The organism is Azospirillum sp. B21 (assembly GCF_008364825.1).
Lineage (GTDB): Bacteria > Pseudomonadota > Alphaproteobacteria > Azospirillales > Azospirillaceae > Azospirillum.
This window is the reverse complement of sequence record NZ_VTTO01000015.1, coordinates 105130-127115: the sequence shown is the minus strand read 5'-3', so window position 1 is coordinate 127115 and position 21986 is coordinate 105130. Positions and strand designations below refer to the sequence as shown.

At 63.0% G+C, this 21986-nt stretch carries 20 protein-coding genes; 6 read left to right on the top strand and 14 right to left on the bottom strand.

Annotated features, from left to right (window positions below):
- Positions 1-57: 57 nt before the first annotated feature.
- Positions 58-1884, bottom strand: a complete 1827-nt coding sequence (locus FZ983_RS26410; protein ID WP_188092522.1) for a sigma 54-interacting transcriptional regulator — start codon at positions 1882-1884, stop codon at positions 58-60.
- A 419-nt stretch (positions 1885-2303) separates the two neighbouring features.
- On the opposite strand from FZ983_RS26410, the gene FZ983_RS26405 reads away from it, so the two are divergent.
- A complete protein-coding gene (locus FZ983_RS26405) occupies positions 2304-2984 on the top strand; it encodes a DDE-type integrase/transposase/recombinase (RefSeq protein ID WP_149226983.1) in 681 nt (226 codons plus the stop codon).
- A 98-nt stretch (positions 2985-3082) separates the two neighbouring features.
- On the opposite strand, the gene panB is transcribed toward FZ983_RS26405, so the two are convergent.
- The 11 genes from panB to FZ983_RS26355 all read right to left on the bottom strand — a co-directional run bounded on the left by panB (position 3083) and on the right by FZ983_RS26355 (position 14635).
- Entirely contained in the window at positions 3083-3928 is an 846-nt protein-coding gene (panB, locus tag FZ983_RS26400; RefSeq protein ID WP_149226981.1) for a 3-methyl-2-oxobutanoate hydroxymethyltransferase, read from the bottom strand.
- Positions 3929-4240: 312 nt separating this feature from the next.
- A complete protein-coding gene (locus tag FZ983_RS26395) occupies positions 4241-5158 on the bottom strand; it encodes an MBL fold metallo-hydrolase (protein ID WP_247883988.1) in 918 nt (305 codons plus the stop codon).
- A gap of 392 nt (positions 5159-5550) precedes the next feature.
- Positions 5551-6915 carry an MFS transporter gene (locus FZ983_RS26390; protein ID WP_149226977.1) on the bottom strand — a complete coding sequence of 455 codons (1365 nt, stop codon included), beginning with the start codon at positions 6913-6915 and terminating at the stop codon, positions 5551-5553.
- 157 nt (positions 6916-7072) lie between these two features.
- Complete coding sequence (locus FZ983_RS26385; RefSeq protein WP_149226975.1) at positions 7073-8107, bottom strand: NADP-dependent oxidoreductase; 1035 nt, start codon at positions 8105-8107, stop codon at positions 7073-7075.
- 37 nt (positions 8108-8144) lie between these two features.
- The gene (locus FZ983_RS26380) at positions 8145-9428 is read right to left on the bottom strand and encodes an alpha/beta hydrolase (RefSeq protein ID WP_149226973.1); all 1284 of its coding nucleotides are present in this window, start codon (positions 9426-9428) and stop codon (positions 8145-8147) included.
- Positions 9425-9937, bottom strand: a complete 513-nt coding sequence (locus FZ983_RS26375; protein ID WP_149226971.1) for a thioesterase family protein — start codon at positions 9935-9937, stop codon at positions 9425-9427. The genes FZ983_RS26380 and FZ983_RS26375 overlap by 4 nt, the downstream gene beginning before the upstream one ends.
- Positions 9934-11112, bottom strand: coding sequence for an FAD-dependent monooxygenase (locus tag FZ983_RS26370; RefSeq protein ID WP_247883987.1), 1179 nt, complete (start codon positions 11110-11112; stop codon positions 9934-9936). The genes FZ983_RS26375 and FZ983_RS26370 overlap by 4 nt, the downstream gene beginning before the upstream one ends.
- Positions 11109-11858: an Asp/Glu racemase gene (locus tag FZ983_RS26365; protein ID WP_149226969.1), complete on the bottom strand. Its 750-nt coding sequence runs from the start codon at positions 11856-11858 to the stop codon at positions 11109-11111. The genes FZ983_RS26370 and FZ983_RS26365 overlap by 4 nt, the downstream gene beginning before the upstream one ends.
- Before the next feature lie 73 nt (positions 11859-11931).
- Entirely contained in the window at positions 11932-12192 is a 261-nt protein-coding gene (locus FZ983_RS34525; RefSeq protein ID WP_211102995.1) for a hypothetical protein, read from the bottom strand.
- A complete protein-coding gene (locus tag FZ983_RS26360; RefSeq protein ID WP_211102994.1) occupies positions 12192-12893 on the bottom strand; it encodes a VOC family protein in 702 nt (233 codons plus the stop codon). The genes FZ983_RS34525 and FZ983_RS26360 overlap by 1 nt, the downstream gene beginning before the upstream one ends.
- A gap of 77 nt (positions 12894-12970) precedes the next feature.
- On the bottom strand, positions 12971-14635 hold the full coding sequence (locus tag FZ983_RS26355; RefSeq protein ID WP_149226967.1) for an AMP-binding protein: 1665 nt from the start codon (positions 14633-14635) through the stop codon (positions 12971-12973).
- Between the two features lie 195 nt (positions 14636-14830).
- Here FZ983_RS26355 and FZ983_RS26350 point away from each other — a divergent pair, with 195 nt between their 5' ends.
- A complete protein-coding gene (locus tag FZ983_RS26350) occupies positions 14831-15550 on the top strand; it encodes a TetR/AcrR family transcriptional regulator (RefSeq protein ID WP_149226965.1) in 720 nt (239 codons plus the stop codon).
- Positions 15551-15598: 48 nt separating this feature from the next.
- On the opposite strand, the gene FZ983_RS26345 is transcribed toward FZ983_RS26350, so the two are convergent.
- Positions 15599-16567, bottom strand: coding sequence for an NADPH:quinone oxidoreductase family protein (locus FZ983_RS26345; protein ID WP_149226963.1), 969 nt, complete (start codon positions 16565-16567; stop codon positions 15599-15601).
- A 200-nt stretch (positions 16568-16767) separates the two neighbouring features.
- On the opposite strand from FZ983_RS26345, the gene FZ983_RS26340 reads away from it, so the two are divergent.
- The 3 genes from FZ983_RS26340 to FZ983_RS26330 all read left to right on the top strand — a co-directional run bounded on the left by FZ983_RS26340 (position 16768) and on the right by FZ983_RS26330 (position 19592).
- A complete protein-coding gene (locus FZ983_RS26340) occupies positions 16768-17835 on the top strand; it encodes a phosphotransferase family protein (RefSeq protein WP_149226961.1) in 1068 nt (355 codons plus the stop codon).
- Positions 17836-17848: 13 nt separating this feature from the next.
- On the top strand, positions 17849-18706 hold the full coding sequence (locus FZ983_RS26335) for a 3-hydroxyacyl-CoA dehydrogenase family protein (protein WP_149226959.1): 858 nt from the start codon (positions 17849-17851) through the stop codon (positions 18704-18706).
- An 82-nt stretch (positions 18707-18788) separates the two neighbouring features.
- Positions 18789-19592 (top strand): SDR family oxidoreductase, encoded by an 804-nt coding sequence (locus FZ983_RS26330; protein ID WP_149226957.1) that lies wholly within the window; start codon positions 18789-18791, stop codon positions 19590-19592.
- Between the two features lie 233 nt (positions 19593-19825).
- Here the strand turns inward: FZ983_RS26330 and FZ983_RS26325 are convergent, their stop codons facing one another.
- On the bottom strand, positions 19826-20518 hold the full coding sequence (locus FZ983_RS26325; protein ID WP_188092521.1) for a GntR family transcriptional regulator: 693 nt from the start codon (positions 20516-20518) through the stop codon (positions 19826-19828).
- A 133-nt stretch (positions 20519-20651) separates the two neighbouring features.
- Here FZ983_RS26325 and FZ983_RS26320 point away from each other — a divergent pair, with 133 nt between their 5' ends.
- Positions 20652-21923, top strand: coding sequence for an acyl-CoA dehydrogenase family protein (locus FZ983_RS26320; RefSeq protein WP_149226953.1), 1272 nt, complete (start codon positions 20652-20654; stop codon positions 21921-21923).
- Positions 21924-21986: the final 63 nt, after the last annotated feature.

The following is a 21986-nucleotide window of genomic DNA, read 5'->3' as shown; positions in this document are numbered from 1 at the left end:
ACCCGCGAGAGTGCCGTCAAAAAATGGAACGTCAGAAAATCTTACGATCGTTCAGAATCAAGACGCCTTATCCGCTCCGGCGCGTTGCAGGACGATGCCGTAGTCGCGGATTTTGCTGTATAGCGTCGGCCGGGCGATGCCGAGGATCTCCGCCGCCTTGGTCACGTTGTGATCGACATGGATCAGCGTTGCGGCGATGACGTCGCGCTCATGCTCGCGCAACGCCTTCATGACGGGAACCACCATGGAAGAAGGAGGTGGCATCCGTGCATCGCCCGGCGGATCGAACTGCCGGATCTCCGTACCGTCGGACAGCACGACGAGGCGCTCCAGCGTGTTCTCCAGTTCACGCACGTTGCCCGGCCAATCATACGCGGTCATGGCGCGCAGGGCTGTGTCGGAAATGGTGAAGACCGGCTTGCCGGCGGTGGCGGCGTATTTGCGCAGGAAGTGGGTCGCCAGCATCGGGATGTCGCTTCTGCGGTCCTTCAGCGCCGGGATGGTGATCGAGACGACGTGCAAACGATAGTAGAGGTCTTCGCGGAACTCCCGCCGGGCAATGGCATCCTTCAGGTCCCGATTGGACGCGGCGATGACCCGGACATCGATCGGGATGGGCCGGGTGGCGCCGATCCGGGTGACCTCGCGCTCCTGAAGAACCCGCAGGAGCTTGGCCTGGAGGTCGAGCGGCATCTCGGTGATCTCGTCGAGGAAAATGGTCCCGCCGGACGCCATTTCGAACTTGCCGGGCCGCCCGCCCTTCTGCGCCCCGGTGAAGCTGCCGGCGACGTAGCCGAACAACTCGCTTTCGATCAGTTCGCGCGGCAGGGCTGCGCAATTGACGGCGATGAAGGGGGCGTCGCGGCGGTCGCCATGGGCGTGGATGGCTTCGGAGTGGATGGCTTGGGCGAAGACTTCCTTGCCGGTGCCGCTCGGCCCGTTCAGCAGGATATTCGCGGTGCCGAGCGCCGCCTTGCGGGCATCGCCGATGGCTTGGCGCAGGCAGTCCGACGTGCCGATGATGTCGTCGAAGGTGTAGCGGGCCGGGCTGCCGGCGATCTGCTGGGCGATCCGCTTGGCGCGGTTGAACTCGCGGAAGGTGTTGACGACCGATTGGACTTTGCCTTGCGCGTCCTTGACGGGAATGGCGGTGTCGATCAGATGCAGGTGGCGCCGGTTGGAATCGATGATCAACTCACGGTCGTAATAGCCGACGCCGGTGCGGAAGATCGGCGCGATGATCGGCTCGAAATCCAGAAGTTCTGCAAAGCGGCGGCCGACGCTCTGCTCCGGGTTCAGGGTCAGGATACGGCCGGCTGGCGCATTCATGTGGCGGACCCGGCCATCCTCGTCCACCACCAGCAACCCGTCCGAGATGCTGTCGATGATGGCCCGCTGCTCGACCAGCATGCGGTCGAGGTTGCCGCTGGTCTCCATCGCGCTCAACTGGGCGCTGGTGCTCTCGGCGCAGAGCAGGGCAAGGCCGTTCAGCGTGTCCGTTCCGACCGACGCGTCCGATACCAGCGCGATGGCACCGTGCAGGGCGTTGTTCAAGCCGAACAGGGGGGCTGCGGCGATCTTGACGTCCATCAGGCCGGCGCAGACATGCTGCCAGCCGGACGTGATCATGGGGCGCCGTTCCCGCAGGCACAGATCGACGGCATTGGTGCCGACGGCATCCTCCGCCGCCGACCGTCCCTCCCTCAGACCGGCCACTTCCAGCTGCTCCACGAAGGAGCGGTCCCCCGCCAGGCTGTGGATGATCAGATCGCCATCGACCAGAAGGATGGCGACGGGATGATCGCGGCCCAGGATCAGACGGATCGAGCCGAGGATCAGCGCCCCGGTGGCAGCGATACTGCCCAGCAGCCCGTTTGCCAGCACGTCCGCTGTACGGTGCGCCGATGGACGGGAAGACTCTGTGGATGCCCGATCCCGCAGACGCCGCCAGGAAGACAGCACCGCTTCGTCCAAACTCCCAGCAGGCAGATCTTCGCCCTTTAGAAAGCGGTCGCGTAGTGTGTTTCCAAAGGCATCTTGTACCGGCATGGACGGATCCGTTACAGCGAAGGACGGCAAACGATACGGCTCTGTCAGCCTTTGCGCCAGCTTGCTCGGCAGCGCAGGACTGATGGAGAGGATCACCTCCGCTCTGGAGGTGAGGAATGCGCTACCCGCACTGCCACTCGATCAGGGCGACGGAGTATTCGGACCGGACGGCCCACGGCTACCACTGATTCTACTGCCGGGCGTGTGGGCGCGGTTTCAACGACCGTACCGGATCGACATTGAGTTGCCTGCAGTTGCCAACCGACGTCCTCTTTCTGATCGTCCTGTTGCACCTCCGGTTCAAGCTGAGCATGCGCGATTTCGCGGAATTTCTGCTGCTGTGCGGCTTGGTCTTCTCGCACCAGGCGGTGCAGAACTGGGAGGTCAAATTGTCGCCGTTGCTTGCCGTTGTCCTGCGGCAGCGCTGGGGGAGCAAGACCGGTCACAGCAGGTCCGCGGATGAGACGTCCCTGAAGGTCGGTGGGCGGTGGCAGTACCTGTGCCGCGCCACCGACAGCAACAGAAACCTATTTGATGTCTACCTGAGCACAACCCAAAGCCGAGCGGCTGCCGACGCGTTCTTCCGCTCGGCCGTGGCAGTTACTGTCATTATTCTCAAGATGATCACCACCCATAAGTATGCCGGCTACCTTCGGGCGCTGGAACAGGTGTTCGGAGACGGCGTCGAGCACCACCCGTCAACGTTCAAGAATAATCACCTCGAGCAGGACCGCCGCGAGGTCAACGGCCGCCCCCGGGTGATGGGTGGCATTAAGTCCCCGCTCAGCGCGGTTCGCTTCTGTCGGGTTCACGATGAGGGGCGCAACTTCCTGCGATCGGCGACCCGGCGCAAGCAGCATGCCCCGGCAGCGCAGCGACGGGCGATCCATGTCCAACGGTTCGCCGCGCTGCGCGATATGCTCGCGGTCGCGTAATCCATGGCATCCGCCTGTGGACAATCAGGTCGTCAGCTCAGAATTGGCTCGACACCTGAAGGAACCGATATCGTGCAGCTTGGTGCGAATCACTACGGTCACGGCGCCGCTTCCGGGGTAGGCGCCTTACGCGGGGCGAACACATGCTCCGGACCTGGGAAGCGACGGTGGCGGACGTCCCCTGCATAATCCAAAGCGGCCTGGATGACGGTCGGGGCGAGCTCGGCATAGCGGCGCACGAATTTCGGAGTGAAATCAGTGAAGAGACCAAGCATGTCATCAGTTACCAGCACTTGGCCGTCGCAGGCAAGGGATGCGCCTATGCCTATGGTCGGGACCGCCACTGCCGCCGTGATGCGGTTGGCCAATGGCTCCATCACGCCCTCGATCACCAACGCGAAAGCACCGGCGTCAGCGATGGCTTGAGCGTCGGCCAAAATGCGCTCGCCTTCGTCCACGCTACGGCCCCGCGCGCGGAAGCCGCCGAGCGTGTTGACCGATTGAGGGGTCAGCCCGACATGGCCCATAACCGGCACACCGCGCGCGGTCAGATAGGTGACGGTCTCGGCCATCTCAGTCCCGCCCTCAAGTTTCACAGCCGCACACCCCGTCTCCGCCAGAATTCGGGCGGCGTTGCCGAAGGCCTGCTGCGGCGACTCCTGATAACTGGCAAAGGGCAAGTCGACAACCACACAGGCCCGTGTCGAGCCGCGTACCACGGCTGCACCGTGCGCAATCATCATGTCAAGGGTCACGGGCAACGTGCTGTCGAAGCCGTAAAGTACCATGCCCAAGCTGTCGCCGACCAACAGCAGATCGACATGCGAGTCTAACAGCTTGGCGAGAGACGCCGAATAGGCCGTCAGACACACGATGGGCTCACCGCCTTTGCGCGCGGCTAGGGTGGTGATGGTGGCGCGCTGGGCCAAGGCTGTCACACTCATTGTTGCTCCTCATCAGATCCAGTCGCCATGGGGAAAAGCCGTGGGATCAGCGTGGCCGCCAAATCAAGCGGCGGCTTGGATGCGGGGACGACAACATGCAGCGGTGTCGACCAATCGGTCTGTTGTCGTTATCCCCCGAATACATAACAGTCTGGCAATAAAGATGCCGGCGCTCAATATTACAGCTGAATTAAAGGCCGGCAAGCGTGCGCTGGAGAAATAATGCTCTGCGCTTTGGGGGTATTTTCTCTGGATTGCCCCAAGTGTTCAGGCAGTGGCCAGGTCATGTTCGAACATTAAGAGCGCAAACGTTCAGCGCGTTCGATAGGTCCGGATGCCGCCCTTGTTGATCTCGGTCGCTAAGGTTCCATTCCGCACCATGTGGTTCAGGTGTGCCAACGCTTCTCCGACCGCAAAACCCAGCTGGTGAGAGTCCAACGTTCGATGGAAGATCACCGGAAGGACCTGAGCGCAGGTTAGCGCGACCGGACCGCAGGCTGCGGCAATGCGTGCGCATCGGTCGTCGTGGTGCGCGTCCAGTTGTTCGGCACGGTCGTGGAGGCCGTGGAACGGGCGGCGGTGAGACGGCAGGACAAGGACGTCTGGCGGGATCGTCTCCATCAGTTCGCGCAATGACCCTCGGTACAGCGAGAGCGGGTCGGCATTGGGCTGAGTCGCGAGCACACTGACGTTCGGGGAGATATGCTCCAACACCTGATCTGCGGCGAGGAACAGACGGTCGGCCTCGCACCACAGCATGGCTTGGTCCGGTGAATGGCCACCACCAGTCAAAATGCGCCAGTCACGCCCGCCCAGCCGCACTGCCTGCCCGGCAATGAGCGGTTCAAACGTGGGCGGAAGACCCGTAGTGTGGCTTAGGTACCGCTGTCCGCGCCCAAGCAGTCGGAGGACTGCTTCGTCGTCCAGACCACAAGACCGGTAGAAGCGCTCGAGACAATCGCTTCTTCCCACTTGCGGTTCCTGCAGTTGGACACGGGTGGTGAGAAATTCGGCTTGCGTCATGTAGACCTGTGGCGCGAAGCGTTCGTTCAACCAGCCGGTCATCCCGACGTGGTCGGGGTGGCAGTGGCTGACCACGATGCGGGTGATCGGCCGTCCGCCCAAGGCATCCTTGAGCACGGACGACCAGAGCGTCCGGCTGCGCTCATCACCCAAACCGGTGTCGAACAGCGTCCAACCACCCTCATCCTCCAACAGGTAAAGGTTCACGTGATCAAGCGCGTAGGGGAGAGGAAGGCGCAGCCATAGAATTCCGGGGGCGACTGTCACAGGTTCCCCAAAAGGCGGCGGTTCGACAATCGGGAAGCGAAGTGTCTCAGAAGGGGGCAATGGTTGATTATCCCTTGCAATGATTCAGGTGGCAGGCAGGTCATGGCCGTGACGTAAGAATGCTCATGGTCCTCATGAGCGGTGCGAAAAGACGGAGCAAAGTCTTGCCCGGGCAGACAACAGACCCAATCACCACCGTTCTCGCGGATGCGCCTGCTATAGAGAGGCTATGTACAAGGCCATTGCACAGGGTGCCCTCGAAGTGGCGGTGGTCAAAGTTGACGGTGCCATTCCAAAACATCCTGTCCCAACAACGTTCCGCCATCACACAATCAGTGCACACTCTGGTCGAAAGCCATTGGCGTAACCGGGACCTTGGCACGGCGCGCTCGAACTCCGAGTGCAATGATTGCGATGGCCGACAGCAGGCCCGGGGCCGCACTTGCTGTGAAGATCACCGGCATCGACCAGCCGACCGCGAGCATCAAGCCTCCCGCAACCGGCCCGATGATGGAACCGAAGCGTCCGATTCCGAGCGCCCAGCCGATGCCAGTGGCGAGCATGCTGCTGGGATACAGGCTGCTTGCCAGCGCATTGGCGCCGAATTGGGATCCCATGATGCAAAACCCGGCGACAAAGACGAGGGCAAACACTTGTTCCATGGAATGCTCACCCCCAAGGGCGCAAACGGCAAGCGCACCTCCAAGATAAGACGTTGTCAGGACTCGGTAAGGGCCAAATCTATCCATCAGCGGACCCAGCACGATACCACCGACGATCCCGCCGAAATTCAGCAAAACCGAAGCGACGATGGCGCGATCGAGCGGAATGCCGCTGCGTTGCAGAACGGACGGCAGCCAGTTGACAAGAAAGTAAAGGATCAGGAGGTTCATGAAGAACGCGATCCACAGAAGCAATGTCGTTCCGGTTCGCCCGTCGGCAAAGAGAGGACGCACCGCCATATCGCTGGGCGGCAGCCTGCCTCGCGACACGACGGACTCGAGATCGAGCTGCCGGTCGAAATTGGGGACGATCCGGCGGATGATCGCCGCGACCTCCTGGGAGCGTCCAGGCTTGCCGGCCAGAAACTGCACGGACTCTGGCAGCGCGACCACGAGGACCGGAACGAGCGCGAGCGGCAGCAGGCCGCCGCAGAGAAACACCCCTTTCCAGCCGAAGGCTCCAATGATCCACGTGCTCACGATCCCACCGATCATGGCGCCAAGCGGGTAGCCGCAGAACATGATCGTAACGAACATGGACCGATTGCGGCGGGGAGCATACTCTGACGTCAGTGTGATGATGTTGGGCAGCACGCCGCCAAGCCCGATGCCGGTGAGGAACCGATAGACCATCAGGTCGGGCAGGCCGTACGAGAAGGCGGTAGCCGTTGAGAATGCACCGAAAATCAGCGTGCAGGCGATGATGACCTTGCGACGGCCGAAGCGGTCCGCAATGGAACCGCAAACGAGCGCGCCGACTGCAAGCCCAAGCAACCCCACGCCGAACACGGAACCGAAAGTCGGCAATGGAATGTTCAGAGACGATGCGAGGATCGGAGCCACGAAGGCGACTGCTTGCGTATCAAAGCCATCAAGCACGGCGACAAGCGCGCAAATCAGCATGATCCTCAGCTGGTAGCGACTTAGGCGTGAGTTGTCTATAATGTCGGATACGGTGACAGAGGCCTGATGCATGTCTCGACCCTTCCCTGTGGCGTTTCCATTTTTATGTTGGGGTGTTTTGCTGGTGCGGCATTGCGCCCATGACCTTAGTCTTGGCTTTCAGGAACTAAGATCAAGGCAATGAAGGGAAATACTCTCGGCATGAGGACCCGCACCAGGTCTGCGGTTTTTATACAATCTTCACGAGAAGTTTTCCGAAGTTGCGCCCATCCAGAAGGCCGATAAAGGCCTCCGGTGCGTTCTCCAATCCTTCGACGATGTCGACCTTCCACGCCAGCTTGCCGGATGCGACGAGCGGTCGGGCGTAGGCGTTGTACTCAATGCGCAACCCGAAGAAGTCGGAGATGATGTAGCCGCGCACGGTCAGACGCTTCACCAGAATGTCGCGCATGAAGGGAGCGAACGGGGGACCGCCTGCTGCGGTTTCCTCGTCGTTGTAATGTGCGATAAGGCCGCAGACCGGAATGCGCGCGAAATCGTTGAGCAGCGGTCGCACGGCCGCCGCCACCGCCCCTCCGACATTCTCGAAGTATATGTCGACTCCGTCGGGGCAGGCGGCTGCAAGCTGTTCGGCGAAGTCCGGCGCCCGGTGGTCGACGGCGGCGTCATAGCCCAGGGTTTCGACGGCGAACGCGCATTTTTCCGCGCCGCCAGCGATTGCCACGGTGCGGCAGCCCTCGAGTTTCGCCAACTGGCCCACCATCGATCCGACCGCGCCGGTGGCGGCGGCGACCACCACCGTCTCGCCCGGCTTCGGCGCACCGATGACCTTCAGGCCCACATAGGCGGTGAATCCGGATATCCCGAGCGGCCCGAGGAATGCGGCCTCGGGAAGATCGCGCGTATCTATCCCACGAACGTTCGCACCCTGGGCGATGCTGTAATCCTGCCAGCCGCCGCCCTGCAGGGCTCCGCCGCCGACGATCACCGCATCGCCGGGCTTGAACGTCGGATCTCGGGATTCGACCACGTCGCCGAGCGCGGCGCCGACCATGACCGAACCGAGCTCCACCGGCTCCGAGTAGGAGCGTGCGGCGCTCATCCGAACCCGCATGTAGGGGTCGAGTGAAAGGAACCTGTGGCGGACCAGGATCTCTCCCGGTCCCGGCTCCATCGTCGCCTCGATGGTCTCGAAGCGGAAATCCGTAGGTTCCGGTCGGCTTTCCGGACGCCGGGCAAGCACCCATCGGCGATTGGTCACCATCGCTGCCCTCTCCTTCCCTCAACCTTTATGGACGTGTTCATCCCGAAAAGCCGCGGGCGGCGAGCCAGTCGGCGATGACCCGGCCGGCTTCGATCTGGCCGTTGGGGCGGCTCTTGTCCACCGGGCGGCCATGGTGGTTGCCATGGATACGGACGCGTTCGCGGTCCTGCGAACCGATGGACTCGAAGATGAAATCGGCTTCCGACGGGAAGACGCTGTTGTCGCCCGTGTATTCGATCATCAGCACCGGCTGCGTCAGATCGCCCGCGCATTTGCCGATGGAGGCGTTGGAGGCGTTCGCCGACCAGTTGGACAGCCAGCTCTCGGGGGTGCAAACGCGTGCGAAGCCGACGCTGCCAAAGTTCGACACGATCTGGTTGGCGCCCCAAAGCGTGCCGTAGGCCCGTTCCGACGGTTCCAACGAGAGATCGAAGCACCGGGGGTCGGCATCGGTCCGCCAGACGGTGAAGATCGGGGAGTGGGCGGCAAGGATCGCGTCCTCGCGGCTGGGCGAGGCCTTGAGACGCGCCCGCGCTTCGGCCTTCCGTTTCAGCAGTGCGCGCGCATGGTTGTCGATCCGGGCGACACGCGCCTTCTGGGCCTCGCGGTAACGTTCGAGGAATTCCGGGGTGTAGGACGACGACCGTGGCGGCTCGGCAAACCCGTTCGCCGGATTGAAGGCGGATAGGCTCTCGTCCGTTACGAGCGGGTCGTTTTCGTCCACGACGGCGGGGTCGATGCAGCGGAGCAGCAATTCCCCCTGCCCAAGATGGGACGACACCAGGATCACCCCATCGGGAACCGGCATCGTCGCCTTTTCCAGGCCGGTCGGTTTGCCGCCGGGAGAGCGCGCAATCCGGGCTTCGGGCGCGCGGGCGGCCTGTTGGCAATAGAAGACCGCCAGGGGGCCGCCGCCGGAGGTTCCTTGCAAGATCGTGCGCGAGAAGCCCGCTTCTTCCCGCAGAAAACGCTGGCCCGCCGCCAGATCGAGGATGGCGCCCTCGTGCTCCAGCCTGATGTCGTTGCCCGGCGACCGCGGGCCCTGGATCCAGACCGCCACGCCCGCGTCGAGCAGATCGGGCACCAGATACTGCGTGGTGCTCAGCTCACGCGGGTGCATGGCGCAGACCACTGTGCGCTCGCCACCCCGACGGAAAAGATATCCGGTCACGTCGGCATTGTCTGCCGTGACGAGGGGATGCACGGTGAGCGTCGTGCCGGCCGGAAGCCGCGAGGCGTCCCATTGCGTGCCGCGAAGCCCTGCTGTGGTCACCGCGACGTTTCCGCCGGCGTTCGCCAGCCCATCCCGCTGCCCGCTCATGCCCGATGCTCCACCTGCCGCAGCACGTCCGGCATCGCCGGCGCGACCGCACGATATTCCTCGATCGCCCGACGCAAATGGTCGGGAACCGCTACGGTTTGGCGCCGGTCGGACGCAGACACACAGATCGACGTGGTTCGACCAACGAACACGGACGAGCCGTCGTCGACCCGCACCGCGTGGACGAGGACATCGATCGTGCTCTTGCGCGGCTCGCCCGCATAAACAACCATGTCGAACACGTCGCGGGGCCAAAGCGGACCGAGGAAGACAAGGCTGACGGCTTTTCCCGGCGTGGAGAAATCCTTTCCGTCGCTGGCCACCCCCAGCGCCTCTCCCAGACCGTGCTCACGAAAAATCCGCATCGCGGACGACATGTATTCGGTGTAATGGCCGGCATAGACGACACCGGCGGGATCGCACTCCACCCAGTCGACCACCCGCCGGACTGTGAAGGGAATGCGCGAGACGACGTATTCTCGCGCGATGAGTGGTTCGGCTACGGTCATGGACGCTCCTCTCGGTTCAGCGATCCCTGCAAGGGGGCGATGTGTTCGCGGTAGAAGTCGGGCACGTAGTCGCGCAGGCGGTTGTCGTCCACGCGCCCGGTGCGGGTCAGGAAATCACGGGTGAAGGCGACCACGCCAAGCCGCATGGCCGACTCGATGTCCTCATACCAATCGAAGCTGCGCACGGTCGCTGCGGTGAACAGGTCGCGGGTCGGCTTGCGGGTCGCGACGTAGCGTTCCAGCGCGGCCGCCACATTGTCCTCGCAGGCTTCCAGTGCCTGGCACAACGCCAAGGCATCATCCATGGCCAGCCGCGTGCCGGAGCCGATCGAGAAATGCGCCACGCGGAGCGCGTCGCCGAGCAGCACGGCGTTCCCTGCATGCCAACGCGTCGTCGTCAGCGCCTGGAACTGGCGCCACACGGATTTGTTCTCCACCAGCGGCGCGCCCTCGAGTTCTTCTTCGAAGATCCGCTCGATGCGCTTGCGGCGTTCGGCGTCGGGCAGATGCGCCAGGGTGGATTCCCACGTCGCCTCGTCACATTCCGCGACGAAGGTGCTCATTGCGTCCGTGTAGGCGTAGTAGTGGCCGATGAAGCGCCCGCCGTCCTGATGCTTGAAGGACAGCCCGTTCGGATTCAACGCTTTCGCGACCCCGTACCAGGCAAAGCGGTTGCCGAGCGTCCTCGTCCGAAGTCCCAGCTGTTCCGCCATGAGGCCACGGACAACCGAGTTCGCGCCGTCCGCGCCGACCACGAGGTCGAAATCCAGAAGGTCGGAAGGACTGGTGATCCGGCGTTCGTGGGCGACGACAATTCCGTGCTCGCGGCAGAGATCCTCCAGGATTTGGAGCAGCTCCAATCGGGCGATCGCGCCGCTCTTGGCGCCGTAGCGGAGCAGGATGCGCTCGCCGTCGAGGTTTATCATCTGCTCGTCGCTGAAGACCATGGCCGCGGCCAAGCGGTCGACGGCCTCAGGGTCTGCGGTGCGCAGCCGATCCTGCGCTGGGCCGGCGAGCGTGACGCCGAAGCCGTAGGTGGCGCCCGCGTGGTTCTGTTCGAAGACGGCGATCTCGTGCCACGGCGCCCGCCGCGCGAGCAGCCGGGCGAAGAAAAGCCCGCCCGGGCCGCCGCCGACAACGGCCACGCGCAGCTTGCGGGGCATCGCGGCGGTCATGGCGCGACCTCGGCCAGTCTGGGCGTTTCCACCGGCAACCCGACCGTGCGGAGCATGGCCCGCGCGGTGCATTCGGCCGTCGAGGTCACCGGCATGCGCGACAGGCGGCGCGCCTCGTCCAAGCTATCCAGCGACGGCATCTGGACACAGGCCGAAAGCACGGTGACGTCGGCCCCTGCGCCGCTCATTTCCCGCAGCGCCTCGAGCAGCCGGCTTCCTGGAATGCGACCCACGTCGAGATTGTTTGCCACCGAGAAGTTACGATAGTCGGCGACCTCGATGCCCTCCGCCTCCACATACTCGACCACGGTGCGAGCCAGTTCGTCGGAGTAGGGCATGATCAGGGCGGCCTTCCGGCAGCCCATGTGCCGCAATTCGGAGACGAGGGCTCCCGCCGAGGTGACGACGGGATAAGGCTGTCCTTCCTCGGCCGCGATACGCATCAGGTTTTTCTCCGACCTGCGGTGATAGCCCAGCCCCATCGCCATGATGGCAACGAGGCAGGCGTATCCGGCGACGTCGATCGGCGCGTCGGAGAGTTCGCGGGCACAGCGGTGCGAATCCGCGTCCATCGCCGCAAGCTCTTCCTTGCGCACATGCTTCATGCGCATCCGCGAGGAATGGAACGTGAAATCCAGTCCGTCGGTGTTCGCGGCATAGGCGCGGAGAAAGGCCGGGACCTCCGTTTCCATCGTGGTGTTCGAACTCGGAACGATCTGACCGATACGGATGGTGCGTCGTTTCATCACTGGATCCCTTCGAAATGTACCGCGCCCGTCCAGGGGACGACGTTGCCCGAACGGGAGGGGATGCGCCGCGTTACAGTGATTTGTTGGTTCCGATGACGACGACCTCGTCCCGGCCGAACGAGCGGATTTCGCCGTCAAGGCCTCCGGTGAAGATGCCGTACCAAATGGCCGGCTTCATCTTCATGGCCTTCCGGTTGAAGGTGATCGCGCCCGGCGCGTCAATCCGGAAATAGCCCTTGCGGCTTTCCGAAACGGTGCAGTCGGGATTCTTGAGGGCTTCCTCGACCATCGGCGCGAATTCAGGAACGTCCACGACGTAGATGGTGGGCATCACGCACCTCCGATGTAGGCTTCGACCAGCTTTGCCTTGCGGCGCCAGATCATGTCGATGTCGGTCATCGCCTGGCCTCCCGCGCGGGCGACATCCTCGATCTGCATGGCAGCTTCAAGCGTGAGGGCGGCATCCTTCGCATCGACGGGGTGGACGTCGCGCAGACGCAGCGTGATCTCCAGCGGATAGCCGTTCGGATCGAGGAAATAGATCGACTCCAGTGCCTCGTGCCGGGTGTATGGCGAGACGGTGATCCCCCTGGCTTCGAGTGTTTTCTTCCACAGCGTCAACTCGTCCATGGAATCGACGCCCCAAGCGGTGTGGGTGGCCGAATAGAAATGATGATCCTCGGGGATGTAGCGATCCGGCCGTTCGCTGCCGATATAATAGAAGAAGGCGATCGTTGCGCCTTTTCCGGCATCAAAGAAGAAATGCAGGAAATCGTGGTGGCCCGGCGGACCCCATCCGCGCGCGCTGATCGTATGAATCAGCGGCAATCCCAGAATGTCGCGGTAGAAGGTCACCGTCTCACGCAGCTTCCAGGTCGGGCGGGCGGTGTGGTCGACCCCGTTCAGCCGCAGCTGGACACCGTCGTCGCTGGCGCGCCGCAGTCTCGAAACGTCCACGTCCTGCGTGCGGTATGAGTGGTCTCCGGCGAAGGCCGTGTTGGAACGCGCCCCCTCGTGCAGTGCTTCGGGCATGGCTTACGGTTCCTGTTCGTGATTTGACGATAGTATCAAAATTTTGACGATTGCGCAAGTAGAGCGTTGGCGTTCGACTACGCCCTCTCTTCGGAAAGAATCCGCTTGATCTCCTCCCGCAGGAGGGGCTTCGAGATTTTTCCGGAAGAAGTCATTGGGAACGCATTCACTTCCTCGATCCGCTCCGGCCATTTGAATTTGGCAATTCCAGCCCGATCGAGATAAGCTCCCGCTTCAGATACCGTTGGTGCCTTCTCCCCGTTGTTCGGAATTATGAAGGCGCAGGTGCGTTCACCGAAAATTGGGTCGGGCATTGGAACAACGGCGATGGCGCCGATTGCAGGATGATCGATCAGAGCCTTCTCGACCTCCTGGCAGTTGATCTTCTCGCCGCCGCGGCTGACCACGTCCTTAACCCGGCCTTCAAAGGTGACGTAGCGCTGGCCGTCGATCCTGACGATGCGCATCAGGTCGCCCGATTTGCAGAATCCGTCCGGCGTGAATGCTTCCCGGTTTCGTTCCTCGGCGTCGAAATAGCCCCGGCAGGAACTCGGACCGCGGAAAACGAACTCGCCGAGTTGGCCCTCGGGAAGCTCCGCACCCGTTTCGGGATCGACGATCCGGTATTCGTCCGCCGGCCCCACCGGGCGGCCCACGGTGTTGTCGAGCACATCCTTCGGATCACCGATCCGCCCGTAGCAGATGATGCCCTCGGTCATGCCGTAGAGCGGAACGCCGAGCGCGCCCGTCAATTCCTCCACATGCCACGCAGACTCTGACACCGACATGCGAACATTCTCGAACCAGGACCGGTCGAGCAGCCCCTCCTTCTGCAAGGCGATCAGCGTCGGCAGAGGAATGCCCATCCAGTTCGGGCGCCGGGCCGCGATCGTCGCCGCGACCAGAGCCGGTTCGAGGCTGCGGGCGCAAACCACCTCGCCACCGCTGAAGAAGGCGGAGCCCCAGTAGCAGATGATCGGGGCGTTGTGCAGCATCGGAGCCGGCGAGAACGCCACCGTGTGTTCGTTCAGGCCATGAAAGTCGGCAACCGACTTGATCTGGTAGAGATACTCGTTGTGGAACCGCGGAATGATCTTGGGCACGCCACTGGTGCCACCGGAAAGCTGGAACACGGCGACCTGTCCCGGATCGGACGGCAGCGCCAGAAGACGCTCTCTCGCGTCCTTCGGATTCTGGCGGGCGGCCAGGTCCGCTGCGGATTTGACCGAGGGATCCCCGCCCGGAGCATCTCCACGCGCCACGATCGTCAACTCAAGGCTCGGCGCGACGGACCGCACCTCCCGCGAAAACGCGAGAAAGTCGAACTTCGCGTCGTCCGTATGAATGAAATGGGCGCGTGCGCCCGCGTGGCGGGACAGGTAGCCGATTTCGGCGGCACGGTGCGCGACCAGCGTGCAGATCGGAATCACCCCGGCCTTGAGGCAGGCGACAAAAGCCACGACCAGTTCGATGCTGTTGCCGACCTGGAAGGTCGCCCGATCGAGGGGCTTCAAGCCTGCATCGAGCAGTCCGGCCGCCAGGCAGTCGCTGCGCTCGTCCAACTCGCGGAAGGTCACCGTGTCCGTGGCGTTCGAGACGGCAACCCGGTCGGCAAACCGCGTGGCGATGCGGCGGAATGCCTGCGGCATGGTCTCGTCACCGAAGAGACCCATCGCCCGATATCGCGCGACATCCTCGGCCGATGGATACACCACGCCCGGCATGGGCTTGCTGACGTCCATGAATGTCCTCCCAAATTTGTCAGGATTGTTGGTGTCTTATACATTCATTGCCGTCAAAAAATCAACGGCCTTATCAAATTTTCCGGCGTCGTCGTTGGAGTCGCTGGTCAATCCTGCCGTCGCTTGCTACAAGCGCGGACGTGAACCGGCACGCCGGGCACGTTGACGGCAACCTTTCACAAGAAGCGGAACCGCATGAAATCGACGGACGACGCTGGTGGGAACGATCGCCGCAAAGTGCGGGTCGAACGCGCGCTGATCGAAAAAGCGTGCATTCTGTTTGCCGAGAAGGGCTATGCCGGCACGAGCCTCACCGACATTGCCGAGGCGGTCGGCCTGACGAGGGGGGCCGTGTACTATTACTTCAAGAACAAGGAGGCGTTGCTCGAAACGATCGTCGATGAGATGACGGTCGCTCCCCTCGCCGAAATCACGCTTTGGCGCTCGACGGCTTCCGGCACCGTGGCGGAAAGGCTGCACGCGTTCGTTGTGCAGCGTGTCAGGGACGTTCTTGCCCGGCAGACCGAAATGCGGATGATCGAGGTCACGGAGGCTGCCCTGCCTCCCGATCTTCTCGAACGGCATTCGCAAGCAAAGCGCCAGATCCTGGGGGAATACCGCAGCATCATCAAGGAGGGCATACTCACCGGTGAGTTTCGGCCCGTGGATGATCGCATCGCTGCGTTCGGCATGATCGGCCTCGTGAACTGGAGTGCGCATTGGTACAGCCCCGATCGGGGTCCCACGGTCGACGAGATCGCCAACCAGCTTGCCGAAATGGCCGTCAGGTCCGTCATCGGCGAAACCGGCCGCAAGGACAGGTTCAGCAACGCCCGCGACGCGATCGCGACCCTACGCGAGGATCTCGACCACCTGGAGAAGCTGGTGGATGACAAGGCCGACCGGCACAGCTGATCGTCGTCGGCGTCGGCGCCGCCGGCGACATCGGATGCAAGGCATGCCTCACGGCTTCAGGATAAGCTTGCCGGCGGTGCCCCGGCCAAGCATGCGTTTGAGCACCGAAGCGGCATCCGAAAGCGGATACTCGCCTTCGATCACCGGCTTGATCTTGCCGGCGCCATACCAGCCGATCAACTCGCTCATGTTGTCGGCATAGACGTCCGGCTCCTTTTCGGTGAAGGCACCCCAGAAGACACCCACGAGCGAGAAGCCTTTCACGAGCGCGAGGTTTACCGGGAACTTGGGGATCTCGCCCGAAGCAAAGCCGATCACCAGCAGGCGACCATTCCAGGCCATGGAGCGCGACAGCGCGTCGAAGGTCGCACCGCCCACCGGATCGAAGGCGACGTCGACGCCTTTGCCATCCGTCGCGGCTTTGAGGTTTTCGCGAAGATTGTCGTACCCGCACACATGGTCCGCTCCAGCGTCCAAAGCGATCCTCTGCTTCTCCGGCGATGACGCCACGCCGACGACGCGCGCGCCCATGGCCTTGCCGATCTGAAGTGCGGCCAAGCCGGTCAGACCCGATGCACCGAGCACGCACAATGTGTCGCCCGGCTGGAGCCGAGCCCTCTGCTTGAGCGCGTAGTGGGATGTTCCGTAACCGCACATGAGCGCGCAGGCATGCGCGGCCGGCATATCCTCCGACAGCTTCATCGCGGCCTTGGACGGAACGGCCACTTTCTCGGCATAGGTGCCATAGGGGCCGAGCGCGACCGCCCGGTCACCCGGCTTGAAGCCTTCGACTCCCTGTCCGACCGCAATGATCCTTCCGGCGACTTCCATGCCCGGAATGAAAGGGGTCTGTGGCCGGGCCTGGTACAATCCTTGGACGAGGAGCCCGTCCGGATAGTTGACTCCGATCGCCTCGGCCTCGATCAGCACCTGACCGGCCTCAACGTCCGGCTCAGGCCAGTCGGCGTAGTCAAGTTGATCGAGCGGGGCGAAATCTCGGGCGATAACAGCTTTCATATTTTGCGGCTTTCCAGTGATTGGCTTTGCTTCGGTGCGACCTTTGCGGCCGTGCAACCGTCCGGCATCGGCGGACAATAGGGCGACCGCGAATGGTTGACAAGATCGTCAGACGATTTTGTGTTGACTTTTCTGCCGGACGACGATGAAGTCAGGGGCAATGGCGGCGCTTTTGCAATCCGCGGGCAAGGGAGGAAGCAGTGCAGGCACATGATCCCGATGCTGTCCGATCAGAACAGACAGGCCGACCGAAGGAAGGCCCGGATGTCGCATCCTCGGCCCTGCAGGCATGGCTTGCTGCCAACGTTCCGGGTTTCGAGGGGGCCTTCGAGGCGCAACGCATCTCCGGCGGCCAGTCCAATCCGACGTACCGTCTGATCTCCAGATCCTGCCGATTGATCCTTCGTGCAAAGCCGGTCGGCCAAACACTACCGAGCGCGCATGCGGTCGATCGGGAGTTTCGCGTCCTGTCGGCTCTCGCCGGTACGACGGTACCGGTTCCGAAGGTCTACGCGCTGTGTGAGGACGATTCGATCATCGGCAGCATGTTCTACGTCATGGACGAGGTTCCCGGACGAACCTTCTGGGATCCCCGGCTGCCCGACCTGTCGTGCGACGAACGCACCTCGATCTTCAATGCCATGAACGCGACGGTCGCGGCCATCCACGCGCTCGACCCGGAAGCGATCGGGCTGGCGGACTATGGCCGCACCGGCTCCTATTTGGAGCGTCAGGTCTCCCGGTGGACGCGCCAGTATCGCGCCTCCGTCACCGGCGAGAACGAGCCGATGGAGCGGCTCATTGAATGGCTGCCGCGCAATCTGCCTCAACCGGGCCCGGTTCGGCTGATCCATGGCGACTTCCGTCTCGACAATCTGCTGATCGCCCCCGACCAGCCACGGATTGCTGCCGTGCTCGATTGGGAGCTTTCCACTCTCGGTGATCCCTTGGCCGACTTTGCCTATCACGCAATGAGCTGGCGGTTTCGGCCCGATCTGTACCGAGGGTTGGCCGGTGTTGACCTGAAGGCGCTCGGCATCCCTGAAGAACAGGAATACCTGCGTGATTACCTGCAGCGCACCGGCTTTGCCAGCCCCGAGTCCTGGGAATTCTACATCGTGCTCAGCATGTTCCGAATTGCCGCGATCATGCAGGGGGTCGCGCGCAGAGCCATAGACGGGACCGCATCGAACGCCGATGCGGCCGAAGTCGGAGCCAAGGCCATACCGATTTCCGCGATGGCCTGGTCAATCGCGAAAAACATGTAGGGAGTAGCCGACCGTGACAGAATTGAAGGACTTCCGCATCGGGGTCGTCGGCGCCGGACTTATGGGTGCCGAAATCGCCTTGGTCCATGCGCTGTCCGGCCACCAAGTCGTCTTGGCGGATCGTAACGAGCCGGCGCTGTCTGCGGCGATGGCGCGGCTCACCGGCATCTTCGACAAGGGAATTGCGCGCGGCTTCTATGAGAGTTCCCTAAAAGCGCCGACACTCACGGCGATCCGCACCACGACCGACCTTTCCGAATTGGCCGATAGCGACCTGGTCGTGGAGGCCGTTTTCGAAAAGGAGGAGATCAAGGCGGAAGTCATCTCCACGCTCGACGGCTGTCTCAAGCCCGGCGCCATCATCGCGACGAACACCTCGACCATTCCCATCACCGTTCTGGCCTCACATGTCGGCGAGGGACGGCAGCCGTATTTCATTGGGACACATTATTTTTCACCGGTCTCGCGCATGACGTTGGTCGAGGTCATCCCGGCGCTGCAAACCAGCGACGAAACCATCTCCACCACCCTGCGCCTGTGTCATGCGATCGGAAAGACCCCGGTCCGGATCAAGGACGTCACGGGTTTCGCCGTCAACCGGTTGCTGCACGTAATGTTGATCGAGGCCGTTCGGCTGGTGGAGGAGGGCGTGGCCAGCCCATCGGATATCGACCAGGCCTGCCGTCTTGGGCTCGGCCATCCGCTCGGGCCGTTCGAACTGATGGATGCGACGACGTCCAGCCTTTGTCTTCAAGTGCAGGACATCCTGTTCCAGGCCTACGGTGAACGCTTCCGTCCCCGTCCGCTCCTCAAACAGCGCGTCCAGGCAGGCTATGTCGGCGGTCGCGGCAAGAAGGGCTGGCGGGCGTAAGACCAATGGGCGCGAATGGCGGCATGCTGCGGCGCATTGTCCGTTGAAGCGGCGCGGATGCCAACGATCACATGAGGCTGACATGGACTTGGATGGCAGGATTGCTGTCGTTACCGGCGGCGCCAGTGGCATCGGCCGGGCGTTGTGCGAGGCGCTGGCGGCCGCGGGAGCGGCGAAGGTGATCGTCGCTGATCGCGATGCTGGGGGCGCGCGTTCGGTGGCCGAGGCAATCGGGGGCGGAAGCCGGGAATGCGACGTATCCGATCCGGCTGCGCTCGCGGCACTCATCGCAGAAACGGAAGAGAACGACGGCCCGATTGATCTGTTTTGCTCGAACGCCGGCGTTGCAACCGGCTTCGATCCCGCATTCGCCAATGCGGCGGGTGCCGCGCCGGAGGTCTGGCAGCAGGCCTGGAAGGTCAACGTGATGGCGCATGTCGAGGCGGCTCGCCTGCTCGTACCGCGCATGAAAGCGCGCGGCGGAGGCCATTTCCTGAACACCGTGTCGGCGGCCGGCTTGTTGTCGCAAGTGGGCAGTGCCGTCTACGCCACGACCAAGCACGCGGCGGTCGGCTTTGCCGAAAATCTGGCGTTTACTCATTTCGATGACGGTATCAGAGTTTCCATTCTTTGTCCGCAAGGTGTCGACACGCCGATGCTTCGTGGCCTCCCCGAGGGGCCGCAATCGAATGATGGAGTCCTCAGTGCGAAGGAGGTCGCGGCGGCGGCCCTTCAGGGAGTGAGGGAGGAACAGTTCCTCATTCTTCCGCATGCGAAGGTCGGCACCTATCTGCGCCACAAGGCGGATAATTACGATCGCTGGATCGCTGGTATGGCCAAGCTCCAGCGCAGCATGAAAAGAGGGACCGAGCCCTCCGCCGAATAAATTGGGCGAAACGACGCACCGGATTTTGAGGTGATGTGGTGGACGGCCCCACCGGTTCTGTCAGCCTTCGCGCCATTTTGCTCGGCGGCGCAGCGACTGGCGATCCATGTCCAGCGGCTCGCCACGCTGCGCGACGTCCCTTCCGTCGCGCAATTCATGGTGTCCGCCTGACCATCGGGTCGCCAGTTCAGACTGGGCCCGGCACCTGACGGAACCGGTCGATGGCGTCGCGGTCAGTCTGCCGCGCGTTCTTTCGCCAACGCCGTGATGCGGGCTATGTGATTGCGGGCTTCGCGCTCGGCCGCTTCGGCATCCCCGGCGAGAATCGCCCCCGCCACGGCCTTATAGTCGCGGAACCGCTCTCGGAGCGTCTGCTGGACGGAACTGCGGATCAAATTGACTTGGATGCTGGGAACAATCCGCTGCAGTTCGCGATTGCCGGAAATCCGGTTGATGGTTCCGTAGAAGGCATCGCGCGCGCTGATCTGCGAATAGTCGTCCGGCCCGTTTTCAAAACGGCGGAGCTTCTCCCAGGCGGCAACGAAGGCGTCGCGGTTGCCGGGTTGATCGATGCGCTGAGCGGCCAGCCGGCTGGCCAGCCCGTTGCACACCTCCAGCAACTGCAACGCGCCGACAACCTCTTCCGTGCTCAGGCGCCGGATGGAGGCGCCCCGATAGGGGAGGACTTCGACAACACCTTCCGCCGCAAGACGTGAAATGCATTCGCGGACGGTCGGCCGGCTGACGCCGAATTGAGCGATCAGATCGGTTTCGACGAGCCGCTGGCCAGGCGCGAAAAGTCCCTCGTGAAGGCCGCGCAATATGGAACGCCGCAGCTGTCCGGCGGCGCTTGGCGCGTGCGCGGAACCGCGCTCGTCCTCGAACTCGGACGTCGTATCGGTGTTCGGACGTTGACGCTCAGCCACGGTAATCCCCTCTCGATCGCATGCCAGAACTAAGTCGATTCGCGCCTCAGCGTCAAGATCGATTGTCAGACGATCTTGCCAGATAATATCGTTTGCCCTACAATGGGGTCTCAAATCCAAACGAGGACAAGGCATGATTCCGTATAAATCCGAGCGGGTTCGCGACTATGAGCACCGGCTTCTCGCGTTCATGGAGGAGCATATCTACCCCAATGAAGCACGGTACTACCGTGAAGCCGAAGAATTGGGGCCTTGGAAGGTCTTTCCGGTCATTGAGGAACTGAAGCCCAAGGCCCGGGCGGCTGGCCTGTGGAACTTGTTCCTGCCGGAGTCGGAGTACGGCGCCGGCCTGAACAACGTCGAATACGCGCCATTGTGTGAGATCATGGGCCGGTCGCATCTGGCGCCGGAGGTGTTCAATTGCAACGCGCCCGATACCGGCAACATGGAAGTGCTGGTGCGCTATGGCACCGAAGAACAGAAGGAACGTTGGCTGAAGCCGCTCCTCGCGGGCGAAATCCGCTCCAGCTTCGCCATGACCGAACCTGACGTCGCCTCTTCGGACGCCAAGAACATCCGGAGCGCGATAACCCGCGACGGCGACGAATACGTCCTCAACGGGCGGAAATGGTACACGACGGGCGCCACCGATCCACGGTGCAAGATCCTGATCTTCATGGGAAAATCAGGGGATGGGCTGGATCGGGACGCGCCCCAGTCCATGATCCTCGTGCCCAAGGACACCCCCGGCGTGACCGTCGAGCGCGCACTCCCGGTGTTCGGCTACTATGGCATGCCGGATCGCGCTTCGGAGGTTCGGTTCGAGAACGTGCGTGTGCCCGCCTCCAACATGCTGCTGGGCGAGGGACGCGGTTTCGAGATCGCCCAGGGCCGCCTCGGACCTGGGCGTATCCATCACTGCATGCGCCTGATCGGGCTTGCCGAAAGGGCGCTTGCCAAGATGTGCCGCCGTACCAGCGAACGGGTGACCTTCGGCAAGCCCGTCGCGGAACAGTCGGTGACCCGCGAGCGGATCGCGGAGGCGCGCATCATGATCGAACAGGCACGCCTCCTGACGCTGAAGGCTGCGCACATGATGGACACCGTCGGCAACAAGGAAGCGCGGGCGGAGATCGCCATGATCAAGATTGCCGTACCCAACATGGCGTGCAAGGTGACGGACTGGGCGATCCAGGCGTTCGGTGGCGGCGGAACCGGCAATGACTTTGGCCTTGCCGCCGCCTATGCAACCGCGCGTTTCCTGCGGCTCGCCGATGGACCTGACGAGGTGCACCGCGACCAGCTCGCCCGGCTGGAGTTCAAGTGGCAAAGCGCTCGCGGCAATCAGGGCGGCATCGGAAACTGGCAACCGGCGACCTCCGCAACCGCCTTGGGCGCCATCTGAACCCTCGGCGGACCACACCAAGCCAAATCACCGCACCGGAAATGCCGGAGCGCCGCCTTCTCC

Bases quoted from the DNA above. Each gene is read 5' to 3' on its own strand.
- panB (WP_149226981.1), bottom strand. From the start codon at position 3,928: ATGAGTGTGACAGCCTTGGCCCAGCGCGCCACCATCACCACCCTAGCC.
- FZ983_RS26390 (WP_149226977.1), bottom strand. From the start codon at position 6,915: ATGCATCAGGCCTCTGTCACCGTATCCGACATTATAGACAACTCACGC.
- FZ983_RS26385 (WP_149226975.1), bottom strand. From the start codon at position 8,107: ATGGTGACCAATCGCCGATGGGTGCTTGCCCGGCGTCCGGAAAGCCGA.
- FZ983_RS26380 (WP_149226973.1), bottom strand. From the start codon at position 9,428: ATGAGCGGGCAGCGGGATGGGCTGGCGAACGCCGGCGGAAACGTCGCG.
- FZ983_RS26375 (WP_149226971.1), bottom strand. From the start codon at position 9,937: ATGACCGTAGCCGAACCACTCATCGCGCGAGAATACGTCGTCTCGCGC.
- FZ983_RS26370 (WP_247883987.1), bottom strand. From the start codon at position 11,112: ATGACCGCCGCGATGCCCCGCAAGCTGCGCGTGGCCGTTGTCGGCGGC.
- FZ983_RS26365 (WP_149226969.1), bottom strand. From the start codon at position 11,858: ATGAAACGACGCACCATCCGTATCGGTCAGATCGTTCCGAGTTCGAAC.
- FZ983_RS34525 (WP_211102995.1), bottom strand. From the start codon at position 12,192: ATGCCCACCATCTACGTCGTGGACGTTCCTGAATTCGCGCCGATGGTC.
- FZ983_RS26360 (WP_211102994.1), bottom strand. From the start codon at position 12,893: ATGCCCGAAGCACTGCACGAGGGGGCGCGTTCCAACACGGCCTTCGCC.
- FZ983_RS26355 (WP_149226967.1), bottom strand. From the start codon at position 14,635: ATGGACGTCAGCAAGCCCATGCCGGGCGTGGTGTATCCATCGGCCGAG.
- FZ983_RS26350 (WP_149226965.1), top strand. From the start codon at position 14,831: ATGAAATCGACGGACGACGCTGGTGGGAACGATCGCCGCAAAGTGCGG.
- FZ983_RS26345 (WP_149226963.1), bottom strand. From the start codon at position 16,567: ATGAAAGCTGTTATCGCCCGAGATTTCGCCCCGCTCGATCAACTTGAC.
- FZ983_RS26330 (WP_149226957.1), top strand. From the start codon at position 18,789: ATGGACTTGGATGGCAGGATTGCTGTCGTTACCGGCGGCGCCAGTGGC.
- FZ983_RS26320 (WP_149226953.1), top strand. From the start codon at position 20,652: ATGATTCCGTATAAATCCGAGCGGGTTCGCGACTATGAGCACCGGCTT.